Annotated in this window: 11 protein-coding genes; 5 read left to right on the top strand and 6 right to left on the bottom strand. The window is 65.0% G+C overall.

Annotation, left to right across the window (positions count from 1 at the left end; genetic code table 11):
* Window positions 1-208: 208 nt before the first annotated feature.
* Complete coding sequence (locus tag ML401_RS23675; protein ID WP_211419767.1) at window positions 209-583, top strand: Hpt domain-containing protein; 375 nt, start codon at window positions 209-211, stop codon at window positions 581-583.
* Window positions 584-747: 164 nt separating this feature from the next.
* Window positions 748-1068, top strand: a complete 321-nt coding sequence (locus ML401_RS23670; protein ID WP_194403286.1) for a 2Fe-2S iron-sulfur cluster-binding protein — start codon at window positions 748-750, stop codon at window positions 1066-1068.
* A gap of 44 nt (window positions 1069-1112) precedes the next feature.
* Here ML401_RS23670 and ML401_RS23665 read toward each other — a convergent pair whose 3' ends face one another.
* The gene (locus ML401_RS23665) at window positions 1113-1580 is read right to left on the bottom strand and encodes a thioesterase family protein (protein ID WP_285807086.1); all 468 of its coding nucleotides are present in this window, start codon (window positions 1578-1580) and stop codon (window positions 1113-1115) included.
* 182 nt (window positions 1581-1762) lie between these two features.
* On the opposite strand from ML401_RS23665, the gene ML401_RS23660 reads away from it, so the two are divergent.
* The 3 genes from ML401_RS23660 to ML401_RS23650 all read left to right on the top strand — a co-directional run bounded on the left by ML401_RS23660 (window position 1763) and on the right by ML401_RS23650 (window position 4096).
* Complete coding sequence (locus ML401_RS23660; RefSeq protein ID WP_285807085.1) at window positions 1763-2791, top strand: NAD(P)/FAD-dependent oxidoreductase; 1029 nt, start codon at window positions 1763-1765, stop codon at window positions 2789-2791.
* 105 nt (window positions 2792-2896) lie between these two features.
* On the top strand, window positions 2897-3490 hold the full coding sequence (locus ML401_RS23655; RefSeq protein ID WP_194403283.1) for a DUF2147 domain-containing protein: 594 nt from the start codon (window positions 2897-2899) through the stop codon (window positions 3488-3490).
* Between the two features lie 249 nt (window positions 3491-3739).
* The gene (locus ML401_RS23650; protein ID WP_285807084.1) at window positions 3740-4096 is read left to right on the top strand and encodes a hypothetical protein; all 357 of its coding nucleotides are present in this window, start codon (window positions 3740-3742) and stop codon (window positions 4094-4096) included.
* Window positions 4097-4150: 54 nt separating this feature from the next.
* On the opposite strand, the gene ML401_RS23645 is transcribed toward ML401_RS23650, so the two are convergent.
* From ML401_RS23645 to kdgD, 5 genes are all read right to left on the bottom strand, one after another.
* Window positions 4151-4420, bottom strand: a complete 270-nt coding sequence (locus ML401_RS23645; RefSeq protein WP_285807083.1) for a hypothetical protein — start codon at window positions 4418-4420, stop codon at window positions 4151-4153.
* Between the two features lie 190 nt (window positions 4421-4610).
* The gene (garD, locus tag ML401_RS23640) at window positions 4611-6152 is read right to left on the bottom strand and encodes a galactarate dehydratase (RefSeq protein ID WP_212068750.1); all 1542 of its coding nucleotides are present in this window, start codon (window positions 6150-6152) and stop codon (window positions 4611-4613) included.
* A gap of 131 nt (window positions 6153-6283) precedes the next feature.
* Window positions 6284-7732, bottom strand: coding sequence for an aldehyde dehydrogenase family protein (locus tag ML401_RS23635; RefSeq protein WP_194403279.1), 1449 nt, complete (start codon window positions 7730-7732; stop codon window positions 6284-6286).
* Window positions 7733-7809: 77 nt separating this feature from the next.
* Window positions 7810-9153, bottom strand: coding sequence for a glucarate dehydratase (gene gudD, locus ML401_RS23630; protein WP_285807082.1), 1344 nt, complete (start codon window positions 9151-9153; stop codon window positions 7810-7812).
* A gap of 24 nt (window positions 9154-9177) precedes the next feature.
* Window positions 9178-10122: a 5-dehydro-4-deoxyglucarate dehydratase gene (gene kdgD / locus ML401_RS23625; RefSeq protein WP_285807081.1), complete on the bottom strand. Its 945-nt coding sequence runs from the start codon at window positions 10120-10122 to the stop codon at window positions 9178-9180.
* Window positions 10123-10201: the final 79 nt, after the last annotated feature.

Here is a 10201-nt window from a genome sequence, read left to right as displayed (position 1 = left end):
TAATCATCGTTAACAGGATCGCGCCGTAACGCCTTAGCAATAAATGCAATTCTCCACCGAACTTGGCCGATTGCGGCAACTTTTCGTCAATAAGCTGGCAGAACTGCGTCGCCGACCCCCAACATTTCGTTAACCATTTCCATGCTTGGGTGAGGCGAACGCACCGCCGGACCGGCGGAACCGTCGCGCGATGCCGGGGCCTTTCGCCATGACGCCTGAACTGCAACGGATGGACTGGATGCCCTCGCCCCCGCTTGCACCTATCGACAGCCCGCTCGACCTCGACCACCTCTCCCGGATGACGCTCGGCGATGCGGAGCTGGAGCAGGAAGTGCTGGCCATGTTCGCCGAGCAGGCGGTCCGCCTGATGGCGGCGATGGCGGGACTGCCGGCCGAGGCCGGCGCACTTGCCCACAAGCTCAAGGGGTCGGCCCGCGGGATCGGCGCCTTTGCGGTAGCCGATGCCGCAGCGAGCCTGGAGACCGCGATCCAGACCGGCCATAACGAGCGCCACGCCTTCGCGGCGTTGAAGGAGGCGGTGACCGAGGCCCGCGCCGCCATCGAGGCGATCCTGAAGTCTTGAGGCCACGCGGCCGAGCCGGATTCTAGTCTCTTGTTTCGACGCATTTTCTTGCCGCAAAGCGGCATTTACTTCGTCGCAAAACCCTATGGCGCCGGCCTGATCGACCCGTTATAGGACAGCCCGGACCCTCCTTCATTCCCAGCACCGCGGCAGCACGAGCACACATGGCCAAGATTCACTTTGTCGACCACAAGGGCGAAACCCGCACGGTGGAAATCGAGAACGGCGCAACCGTGATGGAAGCCGCGATCCGCAACAGCATTCCCGGCGTCGAGGCCGAATGCGGCGGCGCCTGCGCCTGCGCGACCTGCCATGTCTATGTCGACGAAGCCTGGCGCGAGAAGGTCGGCAGCCCGACGCCGATGGAAGAGGACATGCTCGACTTCGGCTTCGACGTTCGCCCGAATTCGCGCCTGTCCTGCCAGATCAAGGTCAGCGACGATCTCGATGGTCTCGTCGTGTCGACGCCGGAACGTCAGGCCTGATTGGGTCGGCCTGATAGACCTGGTCCTGCCCTTTTTGAGTTGAACTAGAGGGTCGGCGGCGCGACCTCGATGCCGCGCTTGTGCCAAGGTCTGAGCTTCTCGACGATCTCCGCGCTGAGCGGCGCGGGCCGCCGTGTCGCCTCGTCGAGCATGACGCCGACCGACATCGCCGAGGCGATGCATTTGCCTTCCGAGAACACGACCTGTTCGAAGGTCACGGACGTCCGTCCCAGCTTCACGACGCCGAGGCCGAGCTCGATCGTGTTCGGCCAGTGCAGTTCGGCGCGGAAATGGATGTCGAGCCGCACCATGATCCAGGCGAGCCCCGGCGGCGTCAGCCCGTATTCGGGGCTCTTCATCAGCGTGACACGGCCGGTCTCGAAATAGGTGGCGTAGACGGCGTTGTTGACGTGCTGGTTGGGATCGAGATCGCCGAAGCGGACGTTGTCGCTGAGGCGGTAGGGAAAGTCCTCCAGGCGCGGCGTCGTATCGAGGCGACTAGGTGCGTTCACCGATTGATCTCCGTCATATCCTTGCTGGTTACAGCCCAGTTATCCTGCCCCGGCAAGTGGGCGCGGCCGCGGGGCGCTCCCGCTTTTATGCCTTCCCTGATCCATCCCCGTTGGCTAGACAGGCGGGGTCACCTCTGCCCAAAGGGCGCCGTCCAACAGATAACGACAGACAAAGAGACGACATGAGCGACGCGATCAAAACCGATGTGCTGATTATTGGCGCCGGCCCCTGCGGTCTGTTCGCCGCCTTCGAGCTTGGCCTTCTCGACATGAAGACGCATTTCGTCGACATCCTCGACAAGGTCGGCGGCCAGTGCGCCGAGCTCTATCCGGAAAAGCCGATCTACGACATTCCCGGCATTCCGCAGGTTTCGGGGCAGGGCCTCACGGAAGCGCTGATGGAGCAGATCAAGCCGTTCCATCCGACCTTCCATCTCGGCGAGATGGTCGAGACCGTGGAGAAGATCGGCGATCCCTTGTTTCGCTGCACCACGGATGCGGGCAAGGTGTTCGAATGCAAGGTGCTGGTGATCGCGGCCGGCGGCGGCTCGTTCCAGCCCAAGCGTCCGCCGGTGCCGGGCATCGAGGCCTATGAAGGCACCTCGGTGCATTACGCGGTGCGCAAGATGGAAACGTTCCGCGACAAGAACGTGCTGATCGTCGGCGGCGGCGATTCCGCGCTCGACTGGACGCTCAATCTGCATCCGATCGCCAAGCGCATCACGCTGCTGCACCGGCGCGACGAGTTTCGCGCCGCGCCCCACAGCGTCGAGCAGATGCGGGCGCTGGTTGCCGGCGGCAAGATGGATCTGCGGCTCGGCCAGGTCACCGCGCTCTCCGGTGCCGAGGGCAAGCTCTCCGGCGCCACCGTCAAGGGCAACGACAACAGCATCAGCGAAGTCGTCTGCGACACCATGCTGCCGTTCTTCGGACTGACCATGAAGCTCGGTCCGGTCGCGAATTGGGGCATTGCGCTGGAGAACAATCTGGTGCCGGTCGAGACCTCCGCGTTCGAGACCAACGTGCCCGGCATCTTCGCGATCGGCGATATCAACACCTATCCCGGCAAGATCAAGCTGATCCTGTGCGGCTTCCACGAGGGCGCGCTGATGTCGCAAAAAGCCCATCGCTACGTCTATCCGGAGAAGCGGCTCGTGTTCCAGTACACGACCTCGTCCTCCAGCCTGCAAAAGAAGCTCGGTGTCAACTGACGGCAACGGGCGGCAAGGGGTCGCCCCATGTTTCTGGTGCTGGAAACGTTCGCGAAATCGCCGTAGTCTGCGGCCATTCCGGTCGTGGACTAACAAGGTGATCTAATGCGGAATTTTTCCAGCTTTCGGCTGCTCCCCTTCCTCGCGCTCGCATTGTCGCTCGCGACGGTGACACCGTCTGCGGCGCAGACCGCCGAGCCCACGGCGGCGGGCCTGTGGCAGAAGGTCGAAGACGGCAAGACGGTCGGATGGTTTCTCTTCATCGACCGCAACGGCATCTTCGAAGGCGTGATCGCGAAGACCTTCCCGCGCCCCGGCGACGATCCGAACGAGATCTGCAGCAAGTGCACCGACGACCGCAAGAACGCGCCTGTGCTCGGCATCTCCTTCGTCCGCAACATGAAGCGCGAAGGCTTGAAGTACGAAGGCGGCAACGTGCTCAATCCGCGCGATGGCCAGATCTGGAAGGCCAACATGAAGGTCAGTCCCGACGGTCAGACCTTGACGCTGCGCGGCTATCTCGGGATTTCGCTGCTCGGCAAGGACGAGGCCTGGACGCGCCTGCCTGACGCCAACATCGCCCAGGTCGATCCCGCCATCGTGGCAAAATATCTGCCCGCGCAGGCGGCGGCGACCAAGCCGCCGGCACCCGCACCGAAGAAGGGCGGCGGCATGATGATGGCACCGGCGAAGCAGTAGGCCGGTTTCGGTCTTCTTGAGCGTCGCCGTCTCGGCGTCGGATTTTGATCCTAGGCCGCATCCGTCGAAAGGCGGATGCCTTTGCGCCTTGCGGCAGTAGTTCCCCGGAATGCGCGCTGGCAGCGGATTTGCATAGTTGTCGTCAGCTGCTGGGGAAACGTGTCGCCGGTGCCGCGCCGGATTCAAGGCGCGGACAACGGATGGCGTTGTCGTCCCCCGCACGGATCATTTTGATCGCGGGACGACGAGATGAAATTTTCAAGCTTGTGCGCAGCCACGCTGCTGGGCGTGACGGCGCTTCTGACATTTCCGGCCCAGGCGCGTGACGACGGGCGTTACGCCAACTCGCCGTTGAAACCCTGGTTCGAAAGCCTGCACAGCGAATTCGGCCAGTGCTGCACCGACGCCGACGGCTACATCATTGCCGACGTCGATTGGGAGTCCGATCGCGGCCGCTACCGCGTCCGCATCGACGACGAGTGGGTCGTGGTGCCCGACGGTGCCGTGATCACCGTGCCGAACAAGATCGGCCGCACCATGGTGTGGAAGCACTATATCGACGGTCATCCGCGCGTGCGCTGCTTCATGCCGGGCAGCATGACCTGAAAACGCTGACGGCGCCCGCACCGGATGCAGGCGCCGCAAGCGATGCGGTAGGTCTTAGCGCGCCTCGCTTTCCGAATTTGCACTCGCAAGCCGCTTGACGCGCGGCGACAACACCGAGACCTGTGCGGGCGAGGCGGGCATGCCGGCGACGATCATGGTGGGCGCGGTCGACTGCTCCTCGACGCCGGCACCGCCGAGCACCTGCACCTGGGTCGCCGAGATCGGCAACGACTTCACTTCGTAAGAGGGAAGCTCTCCGGCGAACGCGCAGGTCGAGCTCGCAATCACGGCGCTGGCGAGGGCAATCATTGTGAGAACACGCATTGGAAAATCTCCGTTGAAGATGTCAATCGGAGGTTTGGTCGTGACGATGCCGGAACAGGTTCGCTCCTGTGCGAACATTCATGTGTCCATTGACGAACTTCTTGATTGCGTCAGGCGACAGCACGAAATGGCGACGAAGTTTTCCGCGCCAATGTTTCCGGACGGTTTCGCGGAGACCCAAGTCGGCGCTTCAGGTCACCGGCGCCGGATTGAACAGCGTGAGATCGTTGTGGATGCCCCAGCGGTCCGACCATGGCTTGGTGCGGCCGGAGGCGACATCGAGGATCAGGCGGAACAGGTCCCAGCCGCATTCCTCGATGGTCTTCTCGCCGGTGGCGATGCTGCCTGAATCGAAGTCGATCAGGTCCTTCCAGCGCCGCGCGAGCTCGCTGCGGGTCGCGACCTTGATCACGGGCGCCGCGGCAAGGCCATAGGGCGTGCCGCGGCCGGTGGTGAACACCTGCAGCGTCATGCCGGAGGCGAGCTGGAGCGTGCCGCAGATGAAGTCGCTTGCCGGCGTTGCCGCGAACAGCATGCCCTTCTGCGTCGCCTTCTCGCCCGGCGAGAGCACGCCGGTGATCGCGGATGATCCGGACTTGACGATCGAGCCGAGCGACTTCTCAACGATGTTGGCGAGGCCGCCCTTCTTGTTGCCGGGCGTGGTGTTGGCGCTGCGGTCGGCGCCGCCGCGGGCCAGATAAGAATCGTACCAGGCCATCTCGCGCACCAGCGCGCGGCCGACATCCTCGTTGATCGCGCGCCGCGTGAGGAGCTGGATGGCGTCGCGCACCTCGGTGACCTCCGAGAACATCACGGTCGCGCCGGCGCGCACCAGGAGGTCCGCGGCAAAGCCGACGGCGGGATTCGCGGTGACGCCGGAGAAGGCGTCACTGCCGCCGCATTGCAGGCCGATGACGAGATCGGAGGCCGGGCAGGTCTCGCGTGTACGCTTGTTGAGGATCTTCAGGCGGGCTTCCGCCTGGGTCATGATGGCATCGACGATCGCGCCAAAGCCGTCGAAGGCTTCGTCCTGCATCCGCACGATGGCATCGCTGACGCCCTCCGGCACCAGCCGCTCGGGCGCGAGTTTTTCGCAGCCGAGGCCGACCACCAGAATTTCGCCGCCGAAATTCGGGTTGAGCGCGAGGTTCTGCAGCGTGCGGATCGGCACGACAGCGTCGGGCGCGGTGATGGCGACGCCGCAGCCATAGGCGTGGGTCAGCGGCACGACGTCGTCGACGTTGGGGTACTTCGGCAGCAACTCGGCGCGGATGCGCTTCACCGCATATTCCATCGTGCCCTTGACGCATTGCACCGAGGAGGAGATGCCCAGAATGTTTTTCGTGCCGACCGATCCGTCCGGATTGCGGTAGCCCTCGAACGTAAAACCTTCGAGCGGCGGCAACGGGGCGGGGACGGCGGTGGAGATCTCGAGCTTGTCGAGGTCGGGGGCCTCCGGCATGCGGATGCGCGCCTCGTCCACCCATTCTCCGGCCAGGATCGGCGACAACGCATAGCCGATGATCTCGCCGTAGCGGATGATCGGCGCGCCTTCCGCGATATCGACCAGCGCCGTCTTGTGCCCCTGCGGCACGAAGGCGCGCAGCGTCAGCCCGCTGGCGAAGCGGGAGCCGGCGGGAAGCCCGAAATCGTTGACCACGATTGCGACATTGTCGCGCTCGTTGAGCTTGATGTAGCGGGGCTGCTCTTTCGCTGCGACGTCCTGGTCCATGGGAGGACTCCGTCTTGTAGGGCGGGTCAGCCGTAGGCGTAACCCGCCACTTCTCTCGATGCTGGAAGATAGGAGGCGGGTTGCGCCAGCGCACTGCGCAGCCGCCGGCTAACCCGCCCTACGAACGTGCATCAGCCCGGGAATGTATAGGCCGTCTTCACCGTGGTGTAGAACTCGCGGGCGTAGGAGCCCTGCTCGCGGGCGCCGTAGCTCGAGCCCTTCCGGCCGCCGAACGGCACGTGATAGTCGACGCCGGCGGTCGGCAGATTGACCATCACCATGCCGGACTCGCTGTTGCGCTTGTAGTGCGAGGCGTATTTCAAGCTCGTGGTGCAGATGCCGGAGGCAAGGCCGAACTCGGTGTCGTTGGAGATGGCGAGGGCCTCTTCGTAGTTCTTGGCGCGGATGACGGCGGCGACCGGGCCGAAGATCTCCTCACGCGCGATGCGCATGTTGTTGTTGGCTTCGGTGAACAGCGCCGGCGCGAGATAATGGCCGGGGTTCTCGCGCTTGAGCAGCTCGCCGCCGAAGGCGAGCTTGGCGCCCTCGTCCTGGCCGATCTTGATGTAGCGCAGGTCCTGGTCGAGCTGGCTCTGGTCGACCACGGGGCCGATATGCACGCCGGCCTTGAGCGCGTCGTCGACCGACAGGCTGTTCAGGCGCTCAGCCACCGCCGCGACGAAGCGGTCGTGGATGCCTTCGGTGACGATCAGGCGGGAGGAGGCGGTGCAGCGCTGACCGGTCGAGAAATAGGCGCCGTTGACGGCGACCTCGACGGCGGTCTTGAGGTCGGCATCGTCGAGCACGACCAGCGGATTCTTGCCGCCCATCTCGAGCTGGAATTTCTTCATGGGGTTCGAGAGCACGCAGGCCTGCGCGATCTTGCGCCCCGTCTGCACCGAGCCGGTGAACGAGATCGCGGCGACGTCCGGGTGCTCGAGCAGGGTCTGGCCGACCACCGAGCCGGAGCCGACCACGAGGTTGAACACGCCGGCGGGAATGCCGGAGCGGGTGATGATCTCGGCGAGCGCGTGCCCGGAGCCGGGCACCAGCTCGGCCGGCTTGAACACGACGGTGTTGCCGTAGCAGAGCGCCGGCGCGATCTTCCAGGCGGGGATCGCAATCGGGAAATTCCAGGGCGTGATCATGCCGACGACGCCGACGGGCTCACGCGTGAGCTCGACGTCGAGGCCGGGGCGCACCGAGGCGCCCTTCTCGCCGATCAGGCGCAGCGCCTCGCCGGCGAAAAACGCGAAGATCTGGCCGGCGCGGGCGACTTCGCCGATACCCTCGGGGAGGGTCTTGCCTTCCTCGCGGGCGAGCAGGCGGCCGAGCTCTTCCTTGCGAGCGAGGATCTCGAGGGAAATCTTGTTCAGCGCGTCGAAGCGCGCCTGCGGCGTCGACTGCGCCCAGGCAGGGAAGGCGGCCTTGGCGGCGGCGATCGCCTTCTCGGTCTGCGCCTTGTCGGCCTTGGCGTATTCGCCGACAACGTCGTTGGTGTTGGAGGGGTTGATGTTCCTGGTGACGCCCGAGCCGTCGACCCATTCGCCGCCGATGAAGTTCTTAAGGATCGCAGTCATCGTTTCCTCCATATTCAAGGGGGCATGATCCTGGTCGGAAAACCGGTGTCCACTTTTCCGGGATCATGCCTGAGTGTTTACCGTACCAGGCACGGACGCTTGTCGTCGAAGGTCCAGCCGGGGATCAGGTCCTGCATGGCAATAGCGTCATCCCGGGCGCCAAGTCCATGCTGCTTGTAGAGGTCATGCGCGGCGGCGATAGCGGCCCTGTCGATTTCGACGCCCAGGCCCGGCCTGTCAGGCACGGCGATCTTGCCACCCTTGATCTGAAGCGGCTCCCTGGTCAGCGCCTGGCCGTCCTGCCAGATCCAGTGGGTGTCGATCGCGGTGACCTTGCCGGGGGCGGCGGCGCCGACATGGGTGAACATGGCCAGCGAAATGTCGAAATGGTTGTTGGAATGCGAGCCCCAGGTCAGGCCGTTGTCGCGGCAGGTCTGGGCGACGCGCACCGAGCCCTGCATGGTCCAGAAATGGGGATCGGCCAGCGGGATGTCTACCGCCCCCAGGCGCAGCGCATGGGAGAGCTGCCGCCAGTCGGTCGCGATCATGTTGGTCGCGGTGGGCAGCCCGGTGGCGCGGCGGAACTCGGCCATGATCTCGCGGCCGGAGAAGCCGGCCTCCGCGCCGCAGGGATCCTCGGCATAGGCGAGGATGCCGTGCATGCCCTTGCAAAGCTTGATCGCCTCGTCGAGCGACCAGGCGCCGTTGGGGTCGAGCGTCACGCGCGCGTTGGGAAAACGCTTTGCGATGGCGGTGACGGCCTCGATCTCCCGCTCGCCGCGCAGCACGCCGCCCTTCAGCTTGAAGTCGGCGAAGCCGTAATGGTCGTGGGTGGCTTCCGCGAGCCGCACCACGGCCTCCGGCGTCATCGCCTCCTGGTGGCGGAGATTGAACCATTCGGGTTTGCCGGTCTCGCCGTTGACGTAGCTGAGCTTGCTCTTGCGCCGATCGCCGACGAAGAAGAGATAACCGAGCGTCTCGACGCTGCTGCGCTGCTGGCCTTCGCCGAGCAGGGCGGCGGCCGGCAGGTTGAGGTGCTGACCCAGCAGATCAAGCAGCGCGGATTCGATCGCGGTGACCGCGTGGATCATCACGCGCAGATCGAAGGTCTGCTTGCCGCGGCCGCCGGCATCGCGGTCGGCGAAAGCCGTGCGGACGTCGGCGAGGATGTTGTTCATCGCGCCGACGGTCTTGCCGATCACGAGGTCGCGCGCGTCCTGCAGGGTCTGCCAGATCTTCTGCCCGCCCGGCACCTCGCCGACGCCGGTGTGGCCGGCATTGTCGGTGAGGATGACGATGTTGCGGGTGAAGAACGGCGCGTGCGCGCCGCTCAGATTGAGCAGCATGCTGTCGCGGCCGGCGACCGGGATCACCTGCATCGCCGTGACGATTGGTGCGCCGGAAATCTCGGTCAGGGCCATCGCTCGCTCCTCGTTGTGGTCGGTCTATTCTGCCGCCTGTTGTGTCGATCGGATGGCGGGCAGATTCTTCACCAGCGCGGTCACTTCCGCGATCTCCTGCTCGGTGAGGTCGGTGAGCGGCGGGCGGACCGGGCCGGAATCGCGGCCGATCACCTTCATGCCGGCCTTGATGATCGAGACCGCATAGCCCTTCTTGCGGTTGCGGATCGCGATCAGCGGCAGGATGAAATCCTTCAAGCCAGCCTGGATCGTGGCGTGGTCGCGCTTGCGCACGGCCGCGTAGAAATTGGTGGCGAATTCCGGCACGAAGTTGAACACGGCGGAGGAATAGGTCGTCACGCCCATGTCGAGATAGGGCAGCGCGAAGGTTTCCGCGGTCGGCAGGCCGCCGACATAGGTCAGGCGGTCGCCGAGCTTGGTGTAGACGCGGGTCATCAGCTCGATGTCGCCGATGCCGTCCTTGTAGCCGACGAGGTTCGGGCAGCGCTCGGCAAGGCGGGCGAGCGTGTCGGGCTGCAGGATGGCGTTGTCGCGGTTGTAGACGATGACGCCGATCTTCACGGCCGCGCAGACTGCCTCGACATGGGCGGCAAGGCCCTCCTGCTCGGCATGGGTGAGATAGGGCGGCAGCAGCAACAGACCGTCGGCGCCGGCCTTTTCCGCGCCGATCGCGATCTCGCGCGCGATCGCGGTGCCGTAGCCGGTGCCGGCGAGCACGGGCACGCGGCCCTTGGTCTCGTCGACGGCAATCTTCACGACTTCAGGAACTTCGGTCGGCGTCAGCGAGAAGAACTCGCCGGTGCCGCCGGCGGCGAACAGGCCCGCGACGTCGTAGCCGCACAGCCAGTCCATGTTGGCGCGGTAGGTCGCCTCGTCGAAGGAGTAGTCAGCCTTGAATGGCGTGACGGGAAAGGACAGGAGGCCGGATCCGATCTTCTGGGCCATTTCCTGCGGGGTCATCTTGCTCACGGGCGCTGTTCCCTTCGTGCGTGTTGTGTCGGACGCGGGCCTCGATGCCTGCGCGTCCATGCGCCGTGGTTTAGGAGAC

This window comes from Bradyrhizobium sp. 62B, from assembly GCF_030272265.2.
GTDB lineage: Bacteria > Pseudomonadota > Alphaproteobacteria > Rhizobiales > Xanthobacteraceae > Bradyrhizobium.
The sequence above is the reverse complement of the archived record's forward strand: the minus strand, read 5'-3'. Positions and strand labels throughout refer to the sequence as shown.

Bases quoted from the DNA above. Each gene is read 5' to 3' on its own strand.
- ML401_RS23675 (WP_211419767.1), top strand. From the start codon at position 209: ATGACGCCTGAACTGCAACGGATGGACTGGATGCCCTCGCCCCCGCTT.
- ML401_RS23670 (WP_194403286.1), top strand. From the start codon at position 748: ATGGCCAAGATTCACTTTGTCGACCACAAGGGCGAAACCCGCACGGTG.
- ML401_RS23660 (WP_285807085.1), top strand. From the start codon at position 1,763: ATGAGCGACGCGATCAAAACCGATGTGCTGATTATTGGCGCCGGCCCC.
- ML401_RS23655 (WP_194403283.1), top strand. From the start codon at position 2,897: ATGCGGAATTTTTCCAGCTTTCGGCTGCTCCCCTTCCTCGCGCTCGCA.
- ML401_RS23650 (WP_285807084.1), top strand. From the start codon at position 3,740: ATGAAATTTTCAAGCTTGTGCGCAGCCACGCTGCTGGGCGTGACGGCG.
- ML401_RS23645 (WP_285807083.1), bottom strand. From the start codon at position 4,420: ATGCGTGTTCTCACAATGATTGCCCTCGCCAGCGCCGTGATTGCGAGC.
- garD (WP_212068750.1), bottom strand. From the start codon at position 6,152: ATGGACCAGGACGTCGCAGCGAAAGAGCAGCCCCGCTACATCAAGCTC.
- ML401_RS23635 (WP_194403279.1), bottom strand. From the start codon at position 7,732: ATGACTGCGATCCTTAAGAACTTCATCGGCGGCGAATGGGTCGACGGC.
- gudD (WP_285807082.1), bottom strand. From the start codon at position 9,153: ATGGCCCTGACCGAGATTTCCGGCGCACCAATCGTCACGGCGATGCAG.